This window comes from Limimaricola sp. (assembly GCF_016125575.1).
In the GTDB taxonomy this organism is placed as follows: Bacteria; Pseudomonadota; Alphaproteobacteria; order Rhodobacterales; family Rhodobacteraceae; genus WGLM01.
This window is the reverse complement of the sequence record NZ_WGLM01000007.1, coordinates 92,514-117,928: the sequence shown is the minus strand read 5'-3', so window position 1 is coordinate 117,928 and position 25,415 is coordinate 92,514. Positions and strand designations below refer to the sequence as shown.

Annotated in this window: 26 protein-coding genes and 1 pseudogene; 15 read left to right on the top strand and 12 right to left on the bottom strand. The window is 67.0% G+C overall.

Annotated features, from left to right (window positions below; all coding sequences use genetic code 11):
- Positions 1-55 precede the first annotated feature (55 nt).
- Positions 56-1,210, bottom strand: coding sequence for a DNA-processing protein DprA (dprA, locus tag GC146_RS17655; RefSeq protein WP_291841419.1), 1,155 nt, complete (start codon positions 1,208-1,210; stop codon positions 56-58).
- Between the two features lie 177 nt (positions 1,211-1,387).
- Here dprA and GC146_RS17650 point away from each other — a divergent pair, with 177 nt between their 5' ends.
- Positions 1,388-1,702, top strand: a complete 315-nt coding sequence (locus GC146_RS17650) for a TraR/DksA family transcriptional regulator (protein WP_291841418.1) — start codon at positions 1,388-1,390, stop codon at positions 1,700-1,702.
- On the opposite strand, the gene tldD is transcribed toward GC146_RS17650, so the two are convergent.
- The gene (gene tldD, locus GC146_RS17645) at positions 1,699-3,120 is read right to left on the bottom strand and encodes a metalloprotease TldD (protein ID WP_291841417.1); all 1,422 of its coding nucleotides are present in this window, start codon (positions 3,118-3,120) and stop codon (positions 1,699-1,701) included. The two genes, GC146_RS17650 and tldD, sit on opposite strands and share 4 nt — an antisense overlap.
- A 248-nt stretch (positions 3,121-3,368) precedes the next feature.
- Between tldD and coxB the strand changes: the two genes are divergently transcribed.
- From coxB to GC146_RS17600, 9 genes are all read left to right on the top strand, one after another.
- Positions 3,369-4,232 carry a cytochrome c oxidase subunit II gene (gene coxB, locus GC146_RS17640; protein ID WP_291841416.1) on the top strand — a complete coding sequence of 288 codons (864 nt, stop codon included), beginning with the start codon at positions 3,369-3,371 and terminating at the stop codon, positions 4,230-4,232.
- Positions 4,233-4,330: 98 nt separating this feature from the next.
- On the top strand, positions 4,331-5,263 hold the full coding sequence (gene cyoE, locus GC146_RS17635; RefSeq protein WP_291841415.1) for a heme o synthase: 933 nt from the start codon (positions 4,331-4,333) through the stop codon (positions 5,261-5,263).
- 3 nt (positions 5,264-5,266) lie between these two features.
- A complete protein-coding gene (locus tag GC146_RS17630; protein WP_291841414.1) occupies positions 5,267-5,494 on the top strand; it encodes a hypothetical protein in 228 nt (75 codons plus the stop codon).
- Entirely contained in the window at positions 5,494-6,135 is a 642-nt protein-coding gene (locus GC146_RS17625; RefSeq protein ID WP_291841413.1) for a cytochrome c oxidase assembly protein, read from the top strand. The genes GC146_RS17630 and GC146_RS17625 overlap by 1 nt, the downstream gene beginning before the upstream one ends.
- 20 nt (positions 6,136-6,155) lie before the next feature.
- A complete protein-coding gene (locus GC146_RS17620; protein ID WP_291841412.1) occupies positions 6,156-6,959 on the top strand; it encodes a cytochrome c oxidase subunit 3 in 804 nt (267 codons plus the stop codon).
- A gap of 92 nt (positions 6,960-7,051) precedes the next feature.
- Positions 7,052-7,723 (top strand): SURF1 family protein, encoded by a 672-nt coding sequence (locus tag GC146_RS17615; RefSeq protein WP_291841411.1) that lies wholly within the window; start codon positions 7,052-7,054, stop codon positions 7,721-7,723.
- A 5-nt stretch (positions 7,724-7,728) separates the two neighbouring features.
- The gene (gene thrC / locus GC146_RS17610) at positions 7,729-9,117 is read left to right on the top strand and encodes a threonine synthase (RefSeq protein ID WP_291841410.1); all 1,389 of its coding nucleotides are present in this window, start codon (positions 7,729-7,731) and stop codon (positions 9,115-9,117) included.
- Positions 9,114-10,382, top strand: coding sequence for a pitrilysin family protein (locus tag GC146_RS17605; RefSeq protein WP_291841409.1), 1,269 nt, complete (start codon positions 9,114-9,116; stop codon positions 10,380-10,382). Before thrC ends, GC146_RS17605 begins: the two co-directional genes overlap by 4 nt.
- On the top strand, positions 10,382-10,966 hold the full coding sequence (locus GC146_RS17600; protein WP_291841408.1) for a GNAT family protein: 585 nt from the start codon (positions 10,382-10,384) through the stop codon (positions 10,964-10,966). The genes GC146_RS17605 and GC146_RS17600 overlap by 1 nt, the downstream gene beginning before the upstream one ends.
- Positions 10,967-10,981: 15 nt before the next feature.
- Here the strand turns inward: GC146_RS17600 and GC146_RS17595 are convergent, their stop codons facing one another.
- Both GC146_RS17595 and GC146_RS17590 read right to left on the bottom strand, forming a co-directional pair.
- The gene (locus GC146_RS17595; protein ID WP_291841407.1) at positions 10,982-11,524 is read right to left on the bottom strand and encodes a cytochrome b/b6 domain-containing protein; all 543 of its coding nucleotides are present in this window, start codon (positions 11,522-11,524) and stop codon (positions 10,982-10,984) included.
- A 3-nt stretch (positions 11,525-11,527) separates the two neighbouring features.
- Positions 11,528-12,109, bottom strand: a complete 582-nt coding sequence (locus GC146_RS17590) for a YceI family protein (RefSeq protein WP_291841406.1) — start codon at positions 12,107-12,109, stop codon at positions 11,528-11,530.
- Positions 12,110-12,243: 134 nt separating this feature from the next.
- Here GC146_RS17590 and GC146_RS17585 point away from each other — a divergent pair, with 134 nt between their 5' ends.
- Positions 12,244-13,650 carry an FAD-binding oxidoreductase gene (locus GC146_RS17585; RefSeq protein WP_291841405.1) on the top strand — a complete coding sequence of 469 codons (1,407 nt, stop codon included), beginning with the start codon at positions 12,244-12,246 and terminating at the stop codon, positions 13,648-13,650.
- A gap of 143 nt (positions 13,651-13,793) precedes the next feature.
- Here the strand turns inward: GC146_RS17585 and GC146_RS17580 are convergent, their stop codons facing one another.
- The 3 genes from GC146_RS17580 to GC146_RS17570 all read right to left on the bottom strand — a co-directional run bounded on the left by GC146_RS17580 (position 13,794) and on the right by GC146_RS17570 (position 16,815).
- A complete protein-coding gene (locus tag GC146_RS17580) occupies positions 13,794-14,324 on the bottom strand; it encodes an adenine phosphoribosyltransferase (protein WP_291841404.1) in 531 nt (176 codons plus the stop codon).
- Positions 14,321-15,205: an S-methyl-5'-thioadenosine phosphorylase gene (locus tag GC146_RS17575; RefSeq protein ID WP_291841403.1), complete on the bottom strand. Its 885-nt coding sequence runs from the start codon at positions 15,203-15,205 to the stop codon at positions 14,321-14,323. Before GC146_RS17575 ends, GC146_RS17580 begins: the two co-directional genes overlap by 4 nt.
- Before the next feature lie 98 nt (positions 15,206-15,303).
- Positions 15,304-16,815: a hypothetical protein gene (locus GC146_RS17570; protein WP_291841402.1), complete on the bottom strand. Its 1,512-nt coding sequence runs from the start codon at positions 16,813-16,815 to the stop codon at positions 15,304-15,306.
- Positions 16,816-16,946: 131 nt separating this feature from the next.
- Here GC146_RS17570 and GC146_RS17565 point away from each other — a divergent pair, with 131 nt between their 5' ends.
- Complete coding sequence (locus tag GC146_RS17565) at positions 16,947-18,530, top strand: SulP family inorganic anion transporter (RefSeq protein ID WP_291841401.1); 1,584 nt, start codon at positions 16,947-16,949, stop codon at positions 18,528-18,530.
- A 15-nt stretch (positions 18,531-18,545) separates the two neighbouring features.
- Here the strand turns inward: GC146_RS17565 and arr are convergent.
- Positions 18,546-18,966 (bottom strand): annotated as a pseudogene (gene arr, locus GC146_RS17560) (NAD(+)--rifampin ADP-ribosyltransferase).
- Positions 18,967-19,111: 145 nt separating this feature from the next.
- Complete coding sequence (locus GC146_RS17555) at positions 19,112-19,717, bottom strand: flavin reductase family protein (protein ID WP_291841399.1); 606 nt, start codon at positions 19,715-19,717, stop codon at positions 19,112-19,114.
- A gap of 82 nt (positions 19,718-19,799) precedes the next feature.
- Here GC146_RS17555 and GC146_RS17550 point away from each other — a divergent pair, with 82 nt between their 5' ends.
- Positions 19,800-20,315 carry an N-acetyltransferase gene (locus tag GC146_RS17550; protein WP_291841398.1) on the top strand — a complete coding sequence of 172 codons (516 nt, stop codon included), beginning with the start codon at positions 19,800-19,802 and terminating at the stop codon, positions 20,313-20,315.
- 4 nt (positions 20,316-20,319) lie between these two features.
- Positions 20,320-21,126 (top strand): EcsC family protein, encoded by an 807-nt coding sequence (locus GC146_RS17545; RefSeq protein ID WP_291841397.1) that lies wholly within the window; start codon positions 20,320-20,322, stop codon positions 21,124-21,126.
- On the opposite strand, the gene GC146_RS17540 is transcribed toward GC146_RS17545, so the two are convergent.
- The 3 genes from GC146_RS17540 to GC146_RS17530 form a co-directional block, all read right to left on the bottom strand.
- A complete protein-coding gene (locus tag GC146_RS17540) occupies positions 21,104-21,487 on the bottom strand; it encodes a DUF4260 domain-containing protein (RefSeq protein WP_291841396.1) in 384 nt (127 codons plus the stop codon). The two genes, GC146_RS17545 and GC146_RS17540, sit on opposite strands and share 23 nt — an antisense overlap.
- A gap of 123 nt (positions 21,488-21,610) precedes the next feature.
- Entirely contained in the window at positions 21,611-23,854 is a 2,244-nt protein-coding gene (ptsP, locus tag GC146_RS17535) for a phosphoenolpyruvate--protein phosphotransferase (RefSeq protein ID WP_291841395.1), read from the bottom strand.
- A gap of 94 nt (positions 23,855-23,948) precedes the next feature.
- Entirely contained in the window at positions 23,949-24,647 is a 699-nt protein-coding gene (locus tag GC146_RS17530; RefSeq protein WP_291841394.1) for an NAD(P)H-binding protein, read from the bottom strand.
- Positions 24,648-24,736: 89 nt separating this feature from the next.
- Between GC146_RS17530 and GC146_RS17525 the strand changes: the two genes are divergently transcribed.
- Complete coding sequence (locus tag GC146_RS17525; protein ID WP_291841393.1) at positions 24,737-25,402, top strand: TetR/AcrR family transcriptional regulator; 666 nt, start codon at positions 24,737-24,739, stop codon at positions 25,400-25,402.
- Positions 25,403-25,415: the final 13 nt, after the last annotated feature.

The following is a 25,415-nucleotide window of genomic DNA, read 5'->3' as shown; positions in this document are numbered from 1 at the left end:
GGCGCCGGCGCGTCAGCATGGCAGGCGCCAAGGCGCAAACCGGGCCCGTTGCCGCTCAGTCGGTGCGCGACAGCAGGCCGCCGGGCTGGCGCGCGATGCGCCCGTCCAGTTCAAGGTCGATCAGCACCGGGGCGACTGTACCGGGCGAGACCTTGAGGTCGCGAATCAGCTGGTCTTCGGCCAATGGCGAGGGACCGAGCCGATCGAGTATCTGGCGGTGCAGGGCCGCGACAGCGCGCAACCCGGGCCGCGGCGTCCGTGGCGCGGGTGGAGGAGGTACCGCGCGCGGTGTTGCGGCGGGTGCAGGGGCGGGGACAGGGACGCCCAGCGCCGTGATGACATCTGCAGCCGAGCGCACCAGCGTTGCGCCATCCCGGATCAGCATGTTGCAGCCAGACGCGCGCGCATCGAACGGGTGGCCGGGCACTGCCAGCACCTCGCGCCCCTGTGCCAGAGCGGCCTCGGCGCTGATCAGGCTGCCCGATTTCGCAGCCGCCTCGACCACGACGACGGCCTGCGCCAGCCCCGAGACGATGCGGTTGCGCGTGGGGAAATGGCGCGCCTGCGGCTGCAGGCCCATCGGCTGTTCCGACAGGCGCAGGCCGCGCGCGCCAATTTCGTGCGCGAGATCGGCATTTTCCGACGGATAGATCACGTCGACACCGCCGGCCTGAACCGCAATGGTGCCGCCGGGCAGGCTGCCGGCGTGGGCGGCGGCATCGATTCCGCGCGCAAGACCTGAAACGATGACATAGCCCGCCTCTGAAAGATCGGTCGCCAGCCGCCGGGCCATCCGCAGCCCCAGTGAAGACGCGTTGCGCGCGCCCACCAACGCGACCATCGGGCGCCCCAGAAGGCCGACATCGCCCAGCGCCCAGAGAAAAGGCGGCGCATCGGCCAGATCGGCCAGCGCGGCCGGATAGGTTGGCTCGCCATGAAAGATCAGCCGCGCGCCGGCCGCGCGTCCCGCCTTGATCTCGGCCGCAACGACGCCTTCAGGGCAGATGGAGTAGTCGTCGACGCCGGCGGCCCGGGCCACCTCCGGCAGCGCCTCCAGCGCTGCTTGCGCGCTGCCATGATCTGCCAGCAGACGGTGGAATGTCGTCGCGCCGACCCGGCGCGAGCGCAACAGGCGAAGCCAGGAAAACCTTTCATCTTCCGTGGTGGGTGGGAGTTGGGGGTGAGTGGAAGAAGAGCGTTCTTCGGTCATCCTAAACTCCGTCTGCTGCCCGACCTCTCTAGCGGCGGAGTGGTTAACAGGGGATGAACGACGAAGGGCTTTTCGGCCCCTTGGGTAAATTCACCAGCCGGCCCGATGTTGATCCTTGTCAATGTGGCGGGATGGCGGCCCGTGTCACGCTCGGCCATCGCAACGGGGAGATTTCGCATGACCGACACAGATCGCCGCGCCCAGCTGAACGCACGCCGCGCCGAGTTGCTTCAGCGCAGCCGCGAGGTGGAGGCCGAACTGGAAGAACACGCCGATCCCGACTGGGAAGAGCAGGCCGTCGAACGGGAGACAGACGAGGTGCTCGAACAGATGGGCCGCTCGGCCGCGACGGAAATTGCCCGGATCGACGCCGCGCTGGCGCGTCTCGATAGCGGCGAATACGGCTATTGCACCAAGTGCGGGGCCGAGATCGAACCTGCCCGCCTGGATGCCGTCCCCGAAACGCCCTTCTGCAGCAACTGCGCGCGTTAGCCGCCCGCACCGCCCACCGTCAGGCCGCCGATCAGAAGGCTGGGCTGGCCGACGCCAACCGGCACCCATTGACCGCCCTTGCCGCAATTGCCGATGCCGGGGTCGAGCGCCAGATCGTTGCCGATGCCGCGGATCTTTTTCAGCGCGGTCGCGCCGTCGCCGATCAGCGTCGCGCCTTTGACCGGCGCGCCGCGCTTGCCGTTTTTCACGCGGTAGGCCTCGGTGCAGGAAAAGACGAACTTGCCGCTGGTGATGTCCACCTGACCGCCGCCGAAGCCCACGGCGTGAATGCCGTCGTCCAGTTCGGCCACCAGCGCGTCGGGATCGGCCCCGCCGGCCAGCATGTAGGTGTTCGTCATCCGCGGCATCGGGATGTGCGCATAGCTTTCGCGCCGCCCGTTGCCTGTGGGGGCCACGCCCATCAGCCGCGCGTTCTGGCGGTCCTGCATGTAGCCCACCAGCACACCATCCTCGATCAACACGTTCTTGCCCGACGGCGTGCCCTCGTCATCGACCGTAAGCGAACCGCGCCGATCCGGGATGGTTCCGTCGTCCAGCACGGTCACGCCCTTGGCGGCAATCTGCTGGCCCATCAGACCGGCGAAAGCGGACGTGCCCTTGCGGTTGAAATCGCCTTCAAGGCCATGGCCGATCGCCTCGTGCAACAGGATGCCGGGCCAGCCGGGTCCCAGCACCACGTCCATCACGCCGGCGGGCGCTGCTTCGGCCCGCAGATTGACCAGCGCAATGCGCAGTGCCTCGCGCGTGGCGTCCTTCCAGTGATCGGGTGCGATCAGCCCGATCAGTCCGGCGCGTCCGCCCGCCCCGGCGCTGCCGCTTTCGCGCCGGCCGTTCTCCTCGACGATCACGCTGACGTTGAGCCGCGACATCGGACGAATATCCGACACCAGCGTCCCCTCGGGCCGAAGAATCACGACCTCCTGCAACGAGGCGGCAAGGCTGGCGGATACCTGCACGACGCGGGGGTCCAGATCGCGCGCGAAGGCGTCGATCTCGCGCAGCACGTCCACCTTGGCCGGAAAGGTCGCCTGCAGCATCGGATCGGCGTCGGTGTAAAGATGGCGGTTGGTGGCGCGCGGACCGTCGGCAAGCGTTCCGCCGCCATTGCCAACCGCCAACCGGGCGGTGGCGACGGCGCGCCGCAGGCTTGCCTCATCGATCGTGGTCGAGTGGGCGTAGCCGGCCGTTTCGCCGCGCACAGCGCGCAGGCCAAAGCCTTCGGCGGCGTCATAGCTGGCCGTACGAATCCGCCCGTCATCGAAGGACAGCACCTCGGAACGGCGTCTTTCAAGGAACAACTCACCATCGTCGGCGCCTGCCACAGCTTCTTGAAGCAGGCCCAGCGCGGTGCCTTCGTCCAGCATGGTTTCGAAAGGGCGGAAGCGGTCATCACTCATCGGCGGGTCTCCTTTCGCGCGGGCGCAGGGGCTGGCGGGGTGGCACGCGCGGCACGGGAGGGAGGCAAAAAGCGTCCCTTTGCCGCAACAGGCATGCTTGAGTTGTCCGTCAGGATATGGGATCAGCACTTCGAGATACAACGGGATTCCGTACCTTGTGATCCGGCCGTTTCCGGGCCACAGGGAAGCGGGGCGCACGGCGTAGCCAGCGCGGACCGGTGGCCCGCACGGAAAGACAGGGAACGAGAATGCGACTATCCACACTGAAATCCACGTTTGCGGCCGCTAGTGGCCTGATCCTTGCCGCGCAGGTTGCCGCGGCGCAGGAGGTCAACGAAAAGCTGTCGATCGTCGGTGCGCCGACCGCAGGTGGCACCGGTTTCCAGACCTCGGGCACCGAGATGGCCCGCGATGTTCATTGGCTGGACGGGATGATCCTGACGATCATCACCTGCATCACCATCTTCGTGACGCTGCTGCTGATCTGGGTTGCCGTGCGCTATAACAGCCGCAGCAATCCGACGCCGGCCAAGTTCACCCATAACTCGCCGCTGGAAATCGCATGGACGATCGTTCCGGTCGTGATCCTTGTCTTCATCGGGGCGTTCTCGCTGCCGGTGCTGTTCAAGCAGGAAGAGATCCCGCAGGCCGACATGACGGTGAAGGTCACCGGCCACCAGTGGTACTGGACCTATGAATACCCCGACGACAAGGTCATCTTCGACAGCTACATGATCGGCACTGGCGAGGGTAACCTCAGCCCCGCGATCAGCGACGAGCTGCACAAGGCCGGCTATACCGACGCCGAGTTCCGCCTTGCCGCCGATAACGCGCTTGTCGTGCCGGTCAACAAGACCGTGGTCGTGCAGGTGACCGGCGGCGACGTGATCCACGGCTTCTATATCCCCAGCTTCGGTGTCCATATCGCGGCGGTGCCGGGGCGTCTGGCCGAGGTCTGGTTCAAGGCCGACAAGGAAGGGATCTATTTCGGCCAGTGCAGTGCGTTGTGCGGTCAGGCCCATTCGGCCATGCCGATCACTGTCAAGGTTGTCAGCCAACAGGCCTACGACGAATGGCTGGCCGCCGCCAAGGTGCAGAACCCGGCCTCCTGATCCGGGACGGCCGGCGGGCGGCTGGCCCCGTCCGCAAGGTGCAGATGGCATGAGGCGTGGTCCGCCTGCGGACCACGGCCTTTTCGCAAAGGATGAAGATGAGCGACGTCAGTCTCGATACCGCGACCACCGAGCCGGGCCTGGGCGATTATTTCGCCCTGATGAAGCCGCGGGTGATGTCGCTTGTGGTGTTTACGGCACTGGCGGGCCTCATGGTTGCGCCGGTCCATGTCAACGCCTTCATCGGCTTCGTGGCGATCCTGTGCATCGCGGTCGGCGCCGGCGCCTCGGGCGCGCTGAACATGTGGTGGGACGCCGATATCGACGCGCTGATGCGGCGCACGGCCAAGCGGCCGATCCCGGCGGGACGGGTCGCGCCGGGCGATGCGCTGGCGCTGGGCCTGGCATTGTCGGGCTTTGCCGTGGTGCTGCTGGCGCTGGCGACGAACCTTTTTGCCGCGGGCCTGCTGGCCTTCACGATCTTCTTCTATGCCGTCGTCTACTCGATGTGGCTGAAACGCGCGACGCCGCAGAACATCGTCATCGGCGGTGCCGCAGGGGCGTTTCCGCCGATGATCGGCTGGGCCGCGGCCACCGGCAGCGTCAGCCTGGAATCGGCGCTGATGTTCGCGCTGATCTTCATGTGGACACCGCCGCATTTCTGGGCGCTGGCGCTGTTCGTCAAGTCTGACTACGGCGATGCCAACGTGCCGATGCTGACCGAAACGCATGGCCGGCGGGTGACGCGCAACCACATCCTTGCCTACACGATCCTGCTCGCCCCGGTGTCACTGGCACTTGGGTTCACCTCGATCGGCGGGCCGCTTTACCTTGTGGTCGCCGCAGTGCTGAACGCGCGCTTTCTCTGGGGTGCATGGATGATCTGGAAACGCGACGAGACGCAGGCCGAGGCGGACAAGTATGCCATGGAAAAGCGGGTGTTCCGCCATTCGCTGAGCTACCTGTTCTTGTCCTTCGGCGCGCTGGTCGCCGAGGCAGCGCTGCACGCCATGGGCTTTGGGGGCTGGTGAAAAATGGCAATCCACGTCGAGCATGAACTGCATACCCGGCGACTGGGCCGCAACGTGGGCGTGGGCCTGCTGCTGGCCGGTTTCGTTGCCTTGGTCTTCGGCCTCACGGTCGTCAAGGTCATGCAACTGGGCGACGTGAACAAGCTTGAGGGCTATGATCATGTCCTGCAGCCCCAGAACATCCCGGCCTTGCCCCCCGCCAGCGCCACCGGGACCGGGGGCAAATCCTGATGCTTGACCGCGTCCGCAACATGCCGGGCACCCAGAAGACGGCGCTAGGCCTTGTTGGCGTTGTCGTTGTGATGGGCGCGTTGGCCTGGGCCGCGGTGCCGTTCTACAGTTGGTTCTGCCGCGTCACCGGCTACGGCGGCGCGACCGAGCGTGTGGCAGCCGCGAGCGATGTGATCCTCGACCAGAGCGTGAACATCCGATTTGACGGCAGCACCGCGGCCGACATGCCGTGGCGCTTCAAACCTGTCGCACGGCAGATGACGCTGCGCATCGGCGAAACGGGGCTTGCCTTCTTCGAGGCGTTCAACCCCACCGACCGGCCAGTGGCCGGGCAGGCCGCCTTCAACGTCACGCCCTATGCCGCGGGCAGCTATTTCGACAAGATCCAGTGCTTCTGCTTCACCGAGCAGGTTTTGCAGCCGGGTGAGCGGGTGCAGATGCCGGTCAGTTTTTATGTTGACCCGGCGATCGTGAACGACCCCGATGCAAAGCACGTCCACACGATCACGCTGAGCTACACCTTCTACCAGATCGACCTTCCGCCCGGCCATGAGGCCCGTGCGCAAGAGGCCGCGCTGGAGCCCGGCATGACCGCCACTTTGACACCGGCGCCGCAAGCCGCCACAACGATAACAGACTGAAGCCGCAGGGAACGACCGACATGGCGCACGAAAAGAACCACGACTACCAGATTCTGCCCCCATCCGTCTGGCCCTTTATCGGGGCGGTGGGTGCCTTCACCATGCTCTTCGGGGCGGTGATGTGGATGCATCACAACGGCCCGTACCTCTTCCTGATCGGCCTCGCCGTGGTGCTTTACACCATGTACGGCTGGTGGGCCGACGTGATCGGCGAGGCGCAGACGGGCGAACATACGCCGGTGGTGCGCATCAGCCTGCGTTACGGCTTCATGATGTTCATCATGTCCGAAGTGATGTTCTTCGCGGCGTGGTTCTGGGCCTTCTTCAAGAACGCGATGTACCCAATGGGGCCGAATTATCCGGCCGTCGATGGCGTCTGGCCGCCGGCAGGGATCGAACCCTTCAGCCCTTGGCATCTGCCGCTGATCAACACGCTGATCCTGCTTTGCTCGGGGGCCGCGGCGACATGGGCGCACCATGCGCTGGTGCATGAGGATAACCGCGACGACGTGAAGTCGGGCTTGATCCTGGCGATCATCCTTGGCGCACTCTTCACCTTCTTCCAGGCCTACGAATACAGCCACGCCACCTTTGGCTTCTCGGGCAACATCTACGGCGCAACCTTCTTTATGGCGACGGGTTTCCACGGCGCGCACGTCATCATTGGGACGATCTTTCTCGCCGTCTGTCTGCTGCGCGTCTACAAGGGCCACTTCACCAAGGACGAGCATGTGGGCTTTGAAGCAGCCGCATGGTACTGGCACTTCGTTGACGTCGTGTGGCTCTTCCTCTTTGCCGCCGTTTACATCTGGGGCAGCGCCTGAGCCGCGGCCGGCCCGCGCTGCGGGACCACTGACAAAACGAATTTGGAACGCGCGGGCAGGCTCGCGCGTTTCCCTTTCACGGAGGCTGGCCGATGCGCCGGGTGATCTTTCCGGTCCTTCTTGGGCTGTTCGGCATTTCGGTGCTGTGCGGGCTGGGCATCTGGCAGGTCCAGCGCCTGCACTGGAAAGAGGCCATGCTGGCCGAGATTGCAGCGCGGATGGCAGCACCTCCGGCACCGTTGCCCGCCACGCCCGACCCCGACAAGGACCGCTTTCGCCCGGTCACGGTCGTTGGTCATACGACGGGGCAAGAGCTTGACGTGCTGACCTCGACCGAGGTGCTGGGGCCGGGCTACCGGATCATCTCGGGCTTCGTCACGGATGACGGGCGCAAGATCATGGTCGATCTCGGTTTCGTGCCGCAGCCCAACAAGGATCAGCCGCGCCCGGCGACGCCGCTGACGGTGACGGGCAATCTCAACTGGCCGCAGGAAAAGGACAGTTTCACACCTGCGCCGGACGCCTCGAACATCTGGTTCGCACGTGATGTCCCCACGATGTCGGTGGCGCTGGGCACCGATCCCGTGATGATCGTCGCCTCCGCCCTGTCGCCAAACGACCTCGGCGTGACGCCATTGCCGATAGACTCGCTCGGAATTCCGAACAATCACCTGCAATACGCGATCACCTGGTTCCTGATGGCACTGGCATGGGCCGCGATGACGGTCCTGCTGATCCGCCGGACCCTGCGACGAAAGGATTGAGCCCGATGCGCTATGTCTCCACCCGCGGCGCGGCCCCGGTGCTGGGCTTTGAAGAGGCGATGATGACCGGGCTGGCCCGCGATGGCGGCCTTTATGTGCCCGAAACCGTGCCGCAGATGAGTGCTGGCGACATCGCCGCGCTGGCCGGTCAGAGCTACGAAGAGGTGGCCTTTCGCGTGATGGCGCCCTTCGTGGGCGACACGTTCCCCCAGGCGCAGTTCCGCGACCTGATCGCGCGGGCCTATGCCGGTTTCGGCCATCCCGCCCGCGCGCCGCTGAAACAGCTGGCCCCCAACCATTTCCTGCTGGAGCTGTTCCACGGGCCGACACTGGCCTTCAAGGACTTCGCGATGCAGCTGATCGGCCAGATGTTCCAGGCCGCGCTGACCCGTTCCGGCAACCGCATCACCATCGTCGGCGCCACCTCGGGCGATACCGGATCGGCCGCGATCGAGGCGTTCAAGGGGCTGTCGAATGTCGATGTGTTCATCCTTTTCCCGCATGGCCGGGTCAGCGAGGTGCAGCGCCGGCAGATGACCACGCCGGCCGAGGCGAATGTCCACGCCCTCGCCCTTGATGGCGATTTCGACGATTGCCAGGCGCGGCTGAAGGACATGTTCAACGATTTCGCCTTCCGCGACGGGGTGAACCTTGCGGGTGTGAACAGCATCAACTGGGGCCGGGTGCTGGCGCAGGTGGTTTATTACTTCACTGCTGCCGTCAGCCTTGGCGCGCCGCATCGCGCCGTCAGCTTCACCGTGCCTACCGGCAATTTCGGCGACATCTTCGCGGGCTACATCGCCCGGCGGATGGGCCTGCCGATCGAGCGGCTCGTGGTGGCCACCAACCAGAACGACATCCTGCACCGCACGCTGACGACCGGCATCCAGAAGAAAGAAGGCGTGCGGCCGTCGATCAGCCCGTCGATGGACATTCAGGTCAGCTCCAACTTCGAACGCGCGCTGTTCGAGGCCTATGGGCGCGACGGCGCGGTGGTCGCCGCCCAGATGGCCGAACTGCAGAAATCGGGCGGGTTCACCATCTCGCAGGGTGCGCTGGAAATGCTGCGCGAGACCTTCGCCAGCGGCGCGGTATCCGAGGACGAAACGCGCGCCACGATCGCCCGGATCGCCGCCACCACGGGCGAGGTGATATGCCCGCATACCGCCGTCGGCGTGCGCGTGGCCGAGGATCATCTGGGCGCCACCCCGATGGTCACGCTGGCCACCGCGCACCCCGCCAAGTTCCCCGACGCCGTCGAGGCGGCCTGCGGGCAACGCCCCCCCCTTCCCCCGCGCATGGCAGACCTGTATGACCGGCCGGAACGGGTGACGCGGGTGGCCAACGACCTGACATCGCTCGAAACCCTGATCCGGGAGAAGATCTGCGCGTGAGTGTCCAACTGCACACCCTGCCCAATGGCCTGCGCATCGTGACCGAGCGTATGCCAAGCCTGAAATCGGCCTCCATCGGCATCTGGGTGCTGGCCGGGGGCCGGCATGAACGGGCCGAGCAGAACGGCATCGCGCATTTCCTCGAACACATGGCCTTCAAGGGCACCGCGCGGCGCACCGCGTTGCAGATCGCCGAGGCGATCGAGGACGTCGGCGGCTATATCAACGCCTATACCAGCCGCGAGATGACGGCCTACTACGCCCGCGTGCTGGAAGAGGACGTGGCGCTGGGCCTCGACGTGATCGCCGACATCCTGCTCAACCCGCTGTTTTCGCCGGACGAGATCGAGGTAGAGCGCGGGGTGATCCTGCAGGAGATCGGGCAGGCCCTGGATACGCCCGATGATATCGTCTTCGACTGGCTGCAAGAGGCGGCCTATCCGGACCAGCCGATCGGGCGCACCATCCTTGGCCCCGCCGAGCGTGTCAGCGGTTTTGGCCGCACCGACCTGACCCGCTTTGTGACCGAACATTACGGGCCCGGGCAAATGGTTCTTTCCGCCGCCGGCGCCGTCGATCACGATGCCATTGTGCGACAGGCCGAGGCGCTGTTCGGGCACATGGTTCCTGTCACCCGCGCGCCAGAGTTGCTGCAACCGGCCCGGTTCAGGGGCGGCGAGCGGCGGGAAATCAAGCCGCTGGAGCAGGTGCATTTCGCGCTGGCCCTCGAAGGCCCCGATTACCGCGACCCGATGATCTATACCGCGCAGATCTACGCTACGGCGCTGGGCGGAGGCATGTCGTCGCGCCTGTTTCAGGAGGTGCGCGAGAACCGCGGCCTTTGCTACACTATCTTCGCGCAGGCCGGGGCCTACGCCGACACCGGCATGACCACGATCTATGCCGGCACTTCGGCAGGCGAGATCGAGGGCCTTGCCAACCTCACCATCGACGAGATGAAACGCGCCGCCGACGACATGACAGAGGCCGAGGTGGCCCGCGCCCGTGCGCAGATGAAGGCGGGCCTTCTGATGGGGCTGGAAAGCCCCTCCAGCCGGGCTGAGCGTCTGGCACGCCTGCTGTCGATCTGGGAGCGCATTCCCGCGCTCGACGAGGTGATCGACCGGATCGAATCCGTCACCACCGCGGATGTGCGCGATTTTGCGGCGCGCATGGCGGGCCAGACCGGGACGGCGCTGGCGCTTTATGGCCCGGCAAAGGCCGCGCCGACGCTGGAGGAGATCCGCGCAAGGCTTGCCGCGTGATGTTGGGGGCGCGGCGGAAGCTGACGCTGGAGACAGAGCGGCTGACGCTGCGGCCCCCCGCCCATTCCGATTACCGTGCCTGGTCCGACCTGCGCCGCGACAGCGCCGAGTTCCTCAAGCCGTGGGAGCCGACCTGGGCTGCCGACCACCTGTCGCGCAAGTCCTTCACCAACCGGGTCTACTGGGCGCAGCGCGCCATCGCCAACGGTACCGCGGTGCCGCTCTTCCTGATCCGGCGTGAGGATCAGGTCCTGCTAGGGGCGATCACACTGGACAACATCCGGCGCGGCCCGGCGCAGGCAGGCACGACCGGCTATTGGATCGGCGCGCCACATGCCCGGCAGGGCTACATGCATGAGGCGATCCTTGCGCTGGTGCATCATGCTTTCAATCGCATGGACCTCAGCCGGATCGAGGCGGGCTGCCTGCCGGAAAACGTGCCATCGCGCCGCCTTCTGGAAAGCTGCGGCTACAAGTACGAGGGCGTCGCGCAAAGCTATCTTCAGATCGCCGGGCGCTGGCGCAACCACGTCCTTTACGCCAACCTCCGCCACGACCGGCGCGGCAGGACCGACGTGGGCTAGACCGGTCGCCGGGGGTCAGGCCCGCAGCATCCGCCGCAACGTGCCGTCGCGATGCCAGAGCGCCCGGTGCAACGCGCCCGCGACATGAAGCGCGACGACTGCCATCAGCAGCTTGGTCAGCACCGCATGGGCCAGGAACCCGCCCTTGTCCCACGCCTCGGAGACGGGGAAGGGGTTGGGCAGCGTCAGTCCGAAGACCTGCACGTCGATCCCCGTCGCGGCGCTGCCGATCCAGCCCGCAAGCGGCACTGCGAGCATCAGCGCGTAAAGCAGCCGATGCGCCCAGCGGCCTGCCGCCACCTGCCATGGCGCAATGCCTTCGGTCAGGCTGGCCGGCGGCGGGCTGATCCGGTGCCAGGCCAGTCGTGCCAGCACCAGCGCCAGCAGGCAAAGCCCCACCGACTTGTGCAGGCCATAAAGCCATATGTTGCCAAGCGAGGGCTGCATCCGTGACAGCACCGTGCCGAAGCCGAGCATGCCGATGATGCCAAGGCCCATGGCCCAGTGCAGCATCCGGGTGATCAGGCCGAAACGATCAGGTCCGTTGCGCCAGCGCATCGCTCAGGTCGTGGCGCGGATCTGCGCGGTTATGGTCAGGTGCACGGTATCGCCGACCATGTCGCTCCATCCCGTCGCGCCGAAATCGGACCGCGCCAAAGCGCCGTCGAGGATGACCGTCAACTGGTCAAGGTCCTGCGGGCTGCTGCCGGCAGGACGGTAAAGCCGCGCCGTCAGCACCGTGGGTCGGGTGACGCCGCGCACCGTCAGGTTGCCCTCGATGCGCGCGGTGTCGCCGTCCCGGGTAATCGCCGTGCTGGTGAAGCTGATCTGCGGGAACTCGGCCGCGTCCAGCACCCGCGGCCCTTTCATGGCCTGCGACGCAAAGGGAAAGCTGGCCTGGGCACCCGTGACATCGAGGTCCACCGCCACCCGCGAGGCCGCGACATTGGCAAAGTCGATCTTCAGGTCCGAGCGCAGCACCGGCATGGTCCCGGTGATCGTGTCCGCCCCGAACGCCACCGAGAAGGCGACCGAACTTCCCGCCGCCTCGAGCGCGTAGCTTCGGGTTGCGGCGGTGGCGGGCAGGGCTGCCGCGACGATCAGCCAGAGGCCAAGCAGCGGGCGGAAGGCAAGGCGGCGCATCGGCATGGTCCTTTCGGGGCGTGTGAGACTGATACGCGCGACGGGCGGGCCCGGATTGCCCGGATTTGGGCCTGCAGGGGGCTTGTCCCCCGATGCGAAGCGATATCTTGTCGGGCAGATGCCGAGAGGGAGCGATGCTGCAACCCGCCGATGAAGCCTTTGCCGCCCGCCTGCGCGGCCTGCTGCCCGCCGCCGCCTTTCGCGATCCGGCCGCCTACCTGGCCGAGCCGCGCGGGCGCTGGCAAGGGCAGGGCCTTGTCGTGGCGCCGGCCACGACCGACGAGGTGGCCGCGGTGGTGCGTGCCTGCGCTGATGCCCGTGTGGGCATCGTGCCGTGGTCGGGCGGCACCGGCCTTGTCGGCGGGCAGATCATGCCGGAGGGCCCGCGCCCGGTGGTCCTGTCGCTCGACCGGATGACGCGCCTGCGCTCGGTCCACCCGGCCGAGGACGTGATCGTCGCCGAGGCGGGCGTGATCTTGGCGGAAGTGCAGGACCGGGCCGCGGCGCTGGACCGGCTGTTCCCGCTGTCGCTGGCCTCCGAAGGCTCGGCCCGGATCGGCGGGCTGTTGGCCACCAATGCGGGCGGCGTCAACGTGCTGCGCTACGGTAATGCGCGGGCGCAGTGCCTCGGGATCGAGGCGGTGCTGGCCGACGGGACGGTCTGGCACGGCCTGACGCGGCTGCGCAAGGATAATGCCGGCTATGACCTGCGCGACCTCCTGATCGGGTCCGAAGGCACGCTGGGCATCATCACGGCGGCTGCGCTGCGGCTGATGCCGCGCCCGGCGACGGTGGCCGCCGCGCTGCTGGCCGTGCGCTCGCCCGCCGCCGCGCTCGATCTGCTGGCGCTGGCGCGCGGACAACTGGGCGAGGGCATTTCCGCCTTCGAGCTAATCCACCGGCAGGGCCTCGACTTTCTCGCCGAAACGGGGCTGCTGGCGCAGATGCCGCTTGACCCGATGCCGGACTGGATGGTGCTGGTCGATCTGGGCCTGCCCGCGGGCCTGCCCGCCGAGGCGGCGCTGGCCGAGCTTTACCAGGCGGGCGCTGACGCGGACCTTGTCACCGACGGGATACTGGCACAAACGCTGGCCCAGCGCGCGGGCCTGTGGAAGCTGCGCGAGACGATCCCCGAGGCCAACCGCCGCATCGGTGCGGTCAGCTCGCACGACATCTCGCTGCCGCTTTCGGCGATCCCGGACTTCATCGCCAAGGCTGGTCCGGAACTCGCGCGACTTGGCGATTTTCGGATCAACTGTTTTGGCCATCTTGGCGACGGAAACCTGCACTACAACGTCTTTCCCGCGCGAGGCCGGACCCGCGCTGATGACGAGGACAAGCGGCCTGCGGTCAAGGCGCTGGTACATGACCTGACCCACGAGATGGGCGGCTCGGTCAGTGCGGAGCATGGCATTGGCCGGCTGAAAGTGGCCGACTTGGAACGCTACGGCGACCCGGCCAAGCTTGCCATGATGCGGGCGATCAAGGCCGCGCTCGACCCGGCCGGCATCCTCAACCCCGGCGCGGTGCTGCGCGCGTAATCGGCACCGCAGCCCCCCGGCCTTGGCTGCAGGAGCCTCCGGCGGGAGTATTTGGAGCAAGATGAAGGGGTGCGTCCCACGGCTTCATCTTGCCGGGAAATACTCCCGCCGGAGGCCCGTCGTCCCGTAAGGGACGGCGGATGTCAGTCGCCCTCGAAAGCGCAGAGCGCGTGCACTTCCATGCCGAGCCCTTCCAGCAGCTTGCGCCCGCCGAGATCGGGCAGGTCGATGACGAAGGCGCAGCCCACGACCTGCGCGCCCAACTGCTCGATCAGCTTGATGCCCGCCGCCGCCGTGCCGCCGGTGGCCAGCAGGTCGTCCACGACCAGCACCTTTTCGCCCGGTTGCAGGGCGTCGTCATGGATTTCCATCACCGCCTCGCCGTATTCCAGCGCGTAGGCTTGGCTCAGCGTGCGGCCGGGCAGCTTGCCCTTCTTGCGGATCGGCACGAACCCCTTGCCCAGCTGGTGCGCGACCGCGCCGCCAAGGATGAACCCGCGCGCCTCCAGCCCGATAACCTTGTCGATCGCCGCGCCGGTATAGGGGTGCAGAAGCTGGTCGACGGCGATGCGAAAGCCCCGCGGATCGCCAAAGAGCGTGGTGACATCGCGGAACATGATGCCGGGATGGGGAAAGTCGGGGATGGTGCGGATGTAATCCTTGACGGTCTTCATGTCGGTCCCGGGGGTAGGACGCGGCCGGCGACCGCGTCGAGTTTGGCCAGAAGGGCAGGGTCGCGCCGGTCGGGCGCGGTCATGATGGCATGGTCGAGTGCGCGGTCGCAGCCGCAGGGGCAGGGGGCGCGGGCGCGGTCGAGCAGGCCCGGCAGGCCCGCCACGGTTTCGCGCGCGCGGTGGGCGTTGCCGGTGAGCGTAGCGATCACGGTGGCCACGTCGACGCTGCCGTGGTCGGGGTGCCAGCTGTCGTAATCGGTGACCATCGCCACGGGGGCGTAACAGATTTCGGCCTCGCGGGCGAGTTTCGCCTCGGGCATGTTGGTCATCCCGATCACGTCGGCGCCCCAGTGTTCGCGATACATCCGCGATTCGGCCAGGGTGGAGAATTGCGGGCCTTCCATGCACAGGTAGGTGCCGCCGCGATGCACCGTCGTGCCGGTGGCGCGCGCGGCGGCCTCGACCGCGTCCGAAAGCCGCGCGCAGGTGGGATGGGCAAGGCTGACATGGGCGACGCAGCCCGAGCCGAAAAAGCTTTTCGGCCGGGCAATGGTGCGGTCGATGAACTGGTCGACGATCACGAAATCGCCCGGCGCCATCGCCTCGCGGAACGATCCGCAGGCCGAGACGCTGACGATGTCGGTCACGCCCAGCCGTTTGAGCGCGTCGATATTGGCGCGGTAGGGCACGTCCGCCGGCGCATGAACGTGGCCGCGCCCGTGCCGGGGCAGGAAGGCCATCGGCAGGCCCGCCAGCGTGCCGGTGAGGATCTGGTCCGAGGGCGCGCCCCATGGCGTGTCCACGGCGACCCACGCGGCCCCTTCCAGCCCGGCGATGTCATAGACGCCCGAGCCGCCGATGATTCCCAACCGTGTCTGCACCTGTGCCTCTCCGCTGCTCCACGCCAGTCTTGCCCGCCCCGTGGCCGGGGCGCAACCGCAAGCAGCGCAGGCGGGCCGGGCGCGCGCGCCCCCTGCCTCTAATCGCGGCGAATGATCCCGGTGATGGCGGCCGCCCCCAGCGCGGTGACGATCCAGCCGAACGCCTCCAGCACCCAGCGCGCCCACCAGAGGCGCCGCCCCCACGGCCCCCGCGCGGTGGAGGGCGCCCAGGCCTCGGTCTGGCCCAGCGACAGGATCGGGACGACCAGATCGGTCCCCCATGCCCAGGCATTGAAACTCTCGTAATCGCGGCCCGGGCCGGTCGGGTCGGACCAGACTTTAGCGGGGTTGGCGACGGTCGCATCTTCGGCCAGCGTTCGCCAGTCATCGGTGGACAGGATGATGGCGGAGTTCGGGGCGAAATCGCCGCTCTCCCATGCCTGATGGCCAAGGCCCGTAGCAATCACGATCAGGGCGGCCAGCGCCCAGATGCTGCGAAACGGGGCGTAGCCGTAGCCCACCAGCCAGCGCAGCAAGAACGACCAGATGGTTTCCCAAAGGGCGCGCAGATCGGCCAGTTCGGCGCGCAGCCGCTTGATCCGGTAGCGGTCGAGCAGCCTTTCCCGCTCGACCAGAACACGCCGCGCCTCGGCCTCATGCCCCATCTCGCGCAGCACCTTCGCCAGTTGGGTATAGGGCTGGGGAAAGAACTCCCCCTCCCATACCGTGCCGCGCGCGAGCCAGTCGAGCCGCTTGCGCGCATCGGTGAAGGCGCCGCTGATCCGGTCATAAGTGAAGCCGTCAAGGTAGAGACGCCCTGCGGGTGGCCAGCTTGCCAGATCATCCACCAGATCGCCGACATGGACGTCGGCAAGATCGACACTGCCCGACTCGGCACGTACGTTTCGCCAAAAGAAGCTCCCCGTGACGCGCATCCTTTGAGCCTGGAGCGCATCGCCGTCTCTCACCTCGAACCTGCCGCCCACGCAGGTCAACTGCCCGCCGATTTCGGCACCTGTGAGGCGCACCATGCCGGTGGCGTGGAAGCCGTCGCTCAGGAACACGGCCTCGGGGATCCGCGCGCCTTGTGCGTTGAGGGCATCGCCCTCTTTGACCTCGAACCTGCCGCCCGCGCAGTCCAGCTGCCCGCCGATCTCGGCACCTGCGAGGCTCACCGTGCCAGTGGCGTGGAAGCCCTTTCGCAGGAACACGCTACCGGCGATCCTCGCACCTTGGGCATTCAGGCCCGGGAGCGCGCTGCCGCCGAGGGCTAGAGTCTCGAATCTGGCCTGCATCGCCGCGATCGGCTGGTCGAAGCGGCAGGCGACCATCGTCGCCCGTCCGCGCGCCGTGGCGAAGGAGAGGTCAAGCGGGCCTTCGATGAAGGCACCGCGAAGAGCCACACCATATTCATCCACCCTGCAGGCGTCATCCCCGCCAAGGATCAGGAAGCGCAGCAGGTCGGCGCGGATGGTGCGGGCGGGGTCTGGGCCTTCGGGGCGGGTGCCGTCGCCGAGGGTGCAAGTCTCGCCAGCCTTGCAGGCGTCGACCAACTGCTGCTCGGCCGCACTGAGGGGGCCGGCGTCGGACAGGGTTCGGATGCGGCTCATCTGCGGCGCTCTGGCATGGGGCGACTATCGCGGGGCGGGGGAGTGCGATCAAGGGGCGGTGGCGGGGTGACATTGCCCGCTTTCCCCTGTAGGCGCGGCGCAATTGCCAGAAAACGAGCACAGGCCCTCTCATGACACCCAGCTACTGGGCGGCGTTTGCCGACCGCCTTTCCAACGTTGACTCTCTCTCGCTGACGCCGGCGCGGTTGCGCACCGAACTTCTTGCGGGGCTGACCGTTGCGCTGGCGCTGGTGCCCGAGGCGGTGGCCTTTGCCTTTGTCGCGGGGGTGCATCCGCTGGTGGGCCTTTATGCCGCCTTCATGGTGGGGCTGATCACGGCGCTGTTCGGCGGGCGACCGGGGATGGTCTCGGGCGCGACGGGGGCGCTGGCGGTGGTGATGGTGGCGCTGGTGGCGGCGCACGGGGTGGAATACCTCTTTGCCACCGTGGTGCTGATGGGGCTGATCCAGATCGCGGTGGGGCTGCTGCGCTGGGGCAAGTTCATCCGGCTGGTGCCGCACCCGGTGATGCTGGGGTTCGTCAACGGCCTGGCGATCGTGATCTTCCTTGCGCAGATGCAGCAGTTCCGCGTGCCGGGGGCCGCCCAGTGGCTGTCGGGCGCGCAGTTGGCGCTGATGCTGGGGCTGGTCGGGCTGACGATGGCGATCATCTGGGCCGCGCCGAAGGTGACGCGGGTGATCCCGGCGCCGCTGGCGGGGATCGGCATCGTCGCGGCGCTGGTGATCGGGCTGGGCCTCGATGTGCCGCGGGTGGGCGACATGTCGTCGATCAAGGGCGGATTGCCGGTGTTTCACATCCCTGCCGTTCCGCTGACATGGGAGACGCTGAGCATCATCGGGCCCTACGCGGTGATCCTCGCCGCGATCGGCCTGATCGAAAGCCTGCTGACGCTGAACCTCGTGGGCGAGATGACGGGCAAGCGCGGCGGTGCCAGCCGCGAATGCGTGGCGCAGGGGCTGGCCAACGGGGTGACGGGCCTTTTCGGCGGCATGGGTGGCTGCGCGATGATTGGCCAGTCGATGATCAACGTGAAATCCGGCGGGCGCACGCGCGTGGCGGCGACGGCGGCGGCGCTGTTCCTGCTGGCCTTCATCCTCTTCGGTTCCAGCGTGATCGAACAGATCCCGCTGGCGGCCCTCGTGGGGGTGATGTTCATGGTGGTGATCGGCACCTTCGCCTGGAACAGCCTGCGCATCCTGCGCAAGGTGCCGCGCACCGATGCTTTCGTGATCGTGCTGGTGACGGGTGTGACGGTGGCCACCGATCTTGCGACGGCGGTGGTCGTGGGCGTGATCGTCTCGGCGCTGGCCTATGCCTGGGGCAATGCCAGCCGCATCCATGCCGTCACGCATGTCACGCCGGAGGGCGCGAAGGTCTATCGCATCCAGGGGCCGCTGTTCTTCGGCTCGGCGGCCGGGTTCGGCGAGGTCTTCGATTTGGGGGGCGACCCGGCGCTGGTGATCGTCGATTTCAGCGACAGTCGGGTGGTGGACCAGTCGGCGTTGCAGGCGATCGAGGCGGTGGCCGGGCGCTACGAGGCCGCGGGCAAGCGCATCCAGTTGCGCCACCTCAGCCGCGACTGTCACCGCCTGCTGGCCCGCGCCGGGCACCTGATGATCGACAGCGACGACGACCCCGATTACGCGCTGGCGGTCGATTACGACGTGCGCACGGGGATCCTCGGGGCGCACTAGCGCGGACCGCCACCGTCAGTCGATGATGTTGCCGCCCTCGGCCGTCAGGCGCGCGACGCTCTCGCGCATCTGCCGGAGGCGGTCGGGCGGGTGGCCTATCCACCGCGTCACCTCGGCGACGACGCGCAGGGGCGCGCGCGAGCGGTAGGATTGCGTCGGGTTGCCCGGAAACTTCTTGTCGGTCACGTTGGGATCGTCCTCGATCGGGCCGGTCGGCTCGACAAGGTAGATCCGCTCTGCCCCGGGCCCGGCGGCCAGTTCGGCGCCCCAGATCGCGGCATCGAGCGTGGCGGTGAAATAGACCCAGGACAGCGGGCCGGCCTCGGTGAAGTTGGAGCGGTGGCCGACGACGATCTCGTCGCCGGGGGCGAGGTCGGCGCGGGTGCCGTGAAAATACTGGCGCGTGAACTGGGTGGCGGCGGACATGGCAGGACATCTCCCAAGGTGCGAATCGATGCCCGGCTTATGGCGCATCCGGCCCGTCTTGCGGCAAGCCCCGTGCCCCGTTAGACACTGAGGCAGAGGGCGGCAGGTTGGTTTTTCCGCCGCCTGACTGCGGTGTTGCGCCCGGAGGTCGCTGGCTATTGCCCCGGCCGGGTGAGGGAAAAGACCTCGCGGATCACCGAATAATCCTTGTATCCCAGCCGGGCGAGCGGGTTGAACCGGGTCACGTCGAAGGTGCCGTCGACAAGGCAGGCATCGTCGAGATGCACGCCCGTGACCTCGCCAAAGACCACCAGGTTCGAGATGCCGGGCAGTTGCACGATCTGGGTCAGCCGGCATTCCAGTGCGGCCGGGGCGGCAGCGACGCGCGAACAGGCGATTGTCCTGCATTCCTCGCGCGCAAGGCCGGCCAGGGCGAATTCGTCGGTCTCGCGCGGCCAGGGGCCGGATGTCGCGTTCATCGCGTCCTTCAGCGCATAGCTGACGATGTTGACGCAAAAGACGCCGGTTTCGCGGATGTTGGCCACGCTGTCCTTGGTGCCGTCGCGGTCGGGCTTGACCCCGGTCGAAGCGAACATCACCTGCGGCGGGGTATAGGCCACCGCGTTGAAGAAGGAATAGGGCGCCAGGTTGTCGGCCCCGTCGGTGCCACGGCTGGAAATCCAGCCGATCGGGCGCGGCGTGACGACGGCATTGAAGGGGTTGTGCGGCAGGCCGTGGCCCTCTTCGGGTCGGTAGAACATGGCGCGCTCCTTGTGTGTTCGGTTTGCCGGGGACCTAGCGCCGTGGTAGGTCCGGGACCAGTCCGAAACGACAGGCAGGCGGATGGTCGAGCTGACCGAGGAAACCCCGAACGACTGGTGGGAGGTCGAGGCGCTATACGACCTGTGTTTCGCACCCGGGCGCACGGCGCTGTCGTCTTACCGGCTGCGCGACGGGGTGGACCCGATCCGTGCGCTTTGCTTCGTTGCCCGTGATGCGGAGGGTATTCTGGCAGGTTGCCTGCGCTGCTGGCCGGTGCGGATCGGCGGTCGGCTGGCGGTGTTGCTTGGCCCCGTCGCCGTCCACCCGACCCGTCAGGGCGAAGGGCTGGGCGCGATCCTTGTCCGCCGCGGGCTGAACCGGGCGCGGCAACTGGGCTGGGCGCGGGTGCTGCTGGTGGGCGATCTTCCCTATTACCGCCGCTTCGGCTTTGTTCGCCTGCCGGGTGTCGAGATGCCGCCGCCGACAAACCCTGACCGGGTGTTGGGTGTGGCGCTGAGCCCCGGCGCATGGACAGGCGTGACCGGCAAGGTCACCAAGGCAGATGATTGCAATTCCGACGCGCCTTCCCATCTGTAATCGGATGACTGTCGAGGCGCCGCAGATGAAGGAAATCAACCCCGATCGCCCGCTGACCGAGGCGGGCGCTGCCGCCGTGGCCGCCCTGGCGCAACGCCAGCGCAGGGCCAACGGCGTGCTGATGAGTGCGGTGAACTACGTTGGCGGACAGGTGGAGGATGGCCTGCGCCGACTCCCCGCGCCGGTGCGGGGCCAGATCGACAACGCCGCGCGCCGGGCACTTGAAGCCAGCTATCAGGCCGCCGCGAAAAGCCGCGACGGTGCTTGGGCGCAGGTTGCCAGCGGCGATCGGGCGCACCGGGTGCTGGCCACCATCTCGGGCGCGCTGGGCGGGCTTGGCGGGTTGCCCACGGCATTGGCCGAACTTCCCGTCGCCACCACGATGATCTTTCGCGCCGTCCAGGGCGTGGCCGCCGAACACGGCGAGGATCCGACGACCGAGGCCACCCGCATCGAGTGCCTGCGCGTTTTCGGTGCCGGCGGACCGGGCACGCAGGATGACGGGGTCGACACCACCTTCATCGGCGCGCGGCTGAGCCTGACCGGCCCGGCGCTGCACGGGCTGCTGGGCAAGGTTGCGCCGCGCTTTGCCGCGGTGCTGAGCCAGAAACTGGCCACGCAGGCGGTGCCGGTTCTGGGGGCCGCGGCGGGGGCGGGTACGAATTTTGCCTTCATCCGCTTCTATACCGAGATGGCGCATGTGCATTTCGGCCTGCGCAAGCTGTCGCGGGAGTTCAACGAGGCGCAAGTTCTCGATGCCTTCCACGCCGCGCTGGCGGCGGGCCGTCTTACATCAGGTGGGTCGACTTGAACGCCTGCGGGTATTTCAGGCCGTAGCCCAGCGCCCGGTCAAATCCGACATGCGCGGTCCAGATCAGGCCTATGGCGGTGATCAGCGGCCAGCCGAGGCCGATGCCGAGCGCGACAACACCCAGCGTGACCAGATAGGTATGCCCGATGTTGTAGAGGGCGGCGCCGGTGCGCGGATCGCGCAGGTAGCCCAGCATCGACAGGTCCGGCAGAAGGAACAGCACGAAGAACAGCAGCCAGCTGTAGTCCAACTGGCCATAGGCAACAACGCACCCGGCCAGAACAACCGAACCTTCGGTCCGCAGGTAAAGCAGCGGCTGGCCGGTCGCGGCACAGGGACGAGGGGTCGAAAGGTCGGTCATCGTCTGTCTCCCTTGGCCCCAGGGCGGGCCGATGAAACAGAGATTAGGTTATGCAATCTGGTATGTATATTGCCAGGATTTGCATGATCTCCATACACAGATGCATGGACATGGTTCGGATCCTCAGCCCAGCCGCGACAGGTAATCCATCATCGCGCCGCGGACCGATTGCTCGCCCCGGTCGCGGGCGGCATCAATCACCGCCTTGGCCTCGGTGATGTCCACCCGGCGGATCAGGCTTTTGACCGGGCCGACGGAGGCGGGGCGCATCGACAGGCTGCGCAGCCCGATGGCCGCCAAGGTGACCGCCTCGACCGGTCGGCCCGCATCCTCGCCGCAGAACGACAGCGGCGTGCCCATGGCAGCGCAACGCGCGACGATCTGCTCGATGAAGGCGAGGAAGCTGACGTTCAGCGTGTCGTAGCGCCGCCGTACCCGCTCGTTCTCGCGGTCGGCTGCGAAGAAGAACTGTTTCAAGTCATTGCCGCCGATCGAGACGAAATCGGTTTCCTCGAAGAAGGCATCGGGGGCAAAGGCCATGCCGGGCGTTTCCAGCATCGCGCCGACCTCCAGCTTTTCGGGCAGGGGGTGGCCAAGGATTTCCTCGCGTTCCAGCGCCTTGTCCATCTCGGCGCGGGCCGCGCGGAACTCGTCCAATTGCGCGATGAAGGGAAACATCACCGCCAGCGGCCGCCCGGCGGCGGCGCGCAGCAGCGCCTGCAACTGCATTCGCAGCACGCCGGGCTTGTCGAGGCCCACGCGGATCGCGCGCCAGCCCATTGCGGGGTTCGGCTCGTCGTTGGGCTTCATGTAGGGCAGCACCTTGTCCGAGCCGATGTCGAGCGTGCGAAAGGCTACGCGCTTGCCATCGGCGGCATTCATCACGCGAGCATAGAGCGCCGACAGCTCGCTGCGCCGGGGCATCTGGTTGCGGATCAGGAATTGCAGCTCTGTGCGGAAAAGGCCTACGCCCTCGGCCCCGGACCCTTTCAGCGATGGCAGGTCGGCCATCAGCCCTGCGTTCATGTGCAGGCTGATCGTGGTGCCGCAGCGCGCTTCGGCGGGCAGGTCGCGCACCGAGGCGTAGCGTTCCTGCGCCTTGGCCAGCATCGCGATCTTGTCGCGGAACGCCGAGGCGACGTTGTCATCCGGTCGCAGGTGGACGATGCCCTGTTCGCCATCGACAAGGATCGGATCACCGTTCAGCGCCTCAGTCAGGATGCCTTTGGCGTTGATCACCAGCGGAATGGCCCAGGCCCGCGCGACGATGGCGGCATGACTGCCGACCGAGCCCTCTTCGAGGACGATCCCCTTCAGCGTCTTGCCGTATTCCAGCAACTCGCCGGGCCCGATGTTGCGGGCGATCAGTACCGGGTTTTCCGGCATCGCCGCGCCAGTATCGGCACCTTGCCCCGTCAGGATACGCAGAAGGCGGTTCGACAGGTCGTCAAGGTCATGCAGGCGGTCGCGCAGATAGGCATCTTCGGACTGGCCCATGCGGGTTCGCGCCAGCGACTGTTCCTTTTCGACGGCTGCCTCGGCGGACAAGCCGCTGGCAATGTCCTCTTCCATCCGTCGGATCCAACTGCGCGAATTGGCGAACATCCGGTAGGCTTCCAGCACCTGCACCTGATCGGCACCGCCCTCATGGGCGTCGCTGAGCATCTGGTCGACCGACACGCGCAGCGTATCGACCGCCGCGCGCAGGCGGGCAACCTCGGCCTCGGGATCGTCCGAGATCGGGTTGGTGACGGTTACGCGGGGCTCATGCAGGTAAACCCGGCCCTCGACGGCACCCTCCTGCCCGATAGTGCCGCGGAACATCACAGGCCGCTTGTGCCGCGCCGACAGCGCCGCGCCTTCGCCCACGAAGGCGCCAAGCTCTGTCATCTCGGCCAGCACCATGGCGACCACTTCCAGCGCATAGACCTCGTCGGCGCTGAAAAGCCGCGCTGCCTTTGACTGGACAACCAGCACGCCCAGTACGTCGCCCAGCCGCTGGATCGGGACGCCGCAGAACGAGGAATAACGTTCCTCGCCCGTTTCAGGCATGTAGCGAAAGCCCTTTTCGCCCGGCGCGTCAGCGGTGTTGGTGACGGTCTTGGCGCGGGCCACGCGGCCAACAAGGCCCTCGCCCAGCCGCATCCTCGTCTGGTGCACGGCCTCGGCCTGCAAACCTTCAGTGGCGCAGAGTTCCAGCGTCTCGGTATCGCGGAAGAGGTAGATCGAGCAGACCTCTGTCTGCATCGAGTCTGCGATCAGCCCGACGATCCTGTTGAGGCGCGCCTGTCCCGCACTGTCCTCGGCCAGTGCATCGCGCAGCCGGCCCAAGAGCTTGCGGCTGTCGCTTTCGATCCGATCGGCCATGCCGGCTCCCCGTCGTCCCCTAACCCCTGCTATAGGGGAGTTGGCGACGCTTGGGGAGGGTCAATGGCAAGTCGGCGGAGTCCTGCCTTGCAGGTCAGGCCGCAACTGCCTGTTCTTGCGCCGCTTGTGCGGAGGGCGCGGCGCGACTGACGATGGCCGGTGCCTTTCCGATCAGGCTGTCGTTGGTCAGCGCCGCGACCATGAATAGCGCAAAGTCGGTCCGCCGGGTAAGGTTGCTGGCCAAAACAGGGTCGCCCACATGCTCTGCCCAAACCGGCAGGCCCTCGCTTTCGCCTTCTTCCAGATTGCTGCCGCGTACCACGGTCCAGTCCTTGTCCGACTGAAAGATCAGGTCGGTCGCGCGCACCTGGTCGTCCAGTTCGGCAAAGCGCAGCAGACGCGCGATGGGCCCGAAAAGCCCCACGATCAGCCGCAGCTTCAGCGAATAGACATCCTTGCCGTCAAGGCTGATGTGCCAGCCGCACGAAAACACCAATCGTGCGCCGGGTTCGGCGAAATCCATCACCGCCTGCGCGGTGCCGGAGGCATAGCGCTGCACCCCCCAGGGGGCCAGCACCACCAGCACGCCATCGCAGCCCTTGACCGCTTCGGCGATCACCGCGCGGTCGTTGGTCTTGCCGGGAAAGACGGTGATGCGGTCGCCAAAGCGCGCCAGCTTGTCCACGCTTTCGGGGCGGCAGACGCCGCGCACTTCGTAGCCGCGCGCCAGCGCGTGTTCGGTCAAGTATTGGCCCAGTTTGCCGGAAATGCCGACGATGCAGATCTTTTTCATGAATATCTCCAGTTCAACAATGCTTACAGTGTAAGGTTCTTGCCGTTCCTTAAACTTACATTGTAAGTATAGCAAGAGGAGAATCGGGCATGACCACAGAAAAACAGTCGGGCAAGCGCGCGCCACTGACGCGCGCGCGGGTCCTTGAAGGTGCCGTTGCCGTGGCCGATGCGGAAGGCATCGACGCATTGTCGATGCGGCGTCTGGCCCGCGCGCTGGGGGTCGAGGCGATGTCGCTTTACAATCACGTCGACAACAAGGACGACCTGTTGATGGGCATGCTCGACCACGTGGTGGGCACCATCGACTGGCCGCCGGGCGGGCGTGACTGGGTGGCAGGCATGCGTGCGCGGGGTCTGGCGACCTATGCCATGCTGATCGCGCATCCGTGGGCCTCGCAAGTCTGGCTGTCACTGCCGCATAGCGGGCCGCACGTGCTGGCCTATGTCGAGCGCACGCTGGCGGCGCTGGTGGCGGCAGGTTTCAGCCTGCCGCAGGCCGATCACGCATGGAATGCAATGGACAGTCACATCCACGGCTTCACGCTGCAGCGGCTGAACTTTCCCTTCGATCCGGCAGATTATGCCCGCGCCGCGCGCGAAAACCTGCACCTGATACCGGCAGACGTCTTTCCGACGCTGCGCGCGCTGGCCGCGGAGGTGGCAGCGGGGCGCCATGACGGTCTGCAGGATTTCACGTTTGGCCTCGACCTGCTTCTGGACGGGCTGGCGCGCAGCTTGCGCTCGACCGGCTGACCGAAGGCGGCCG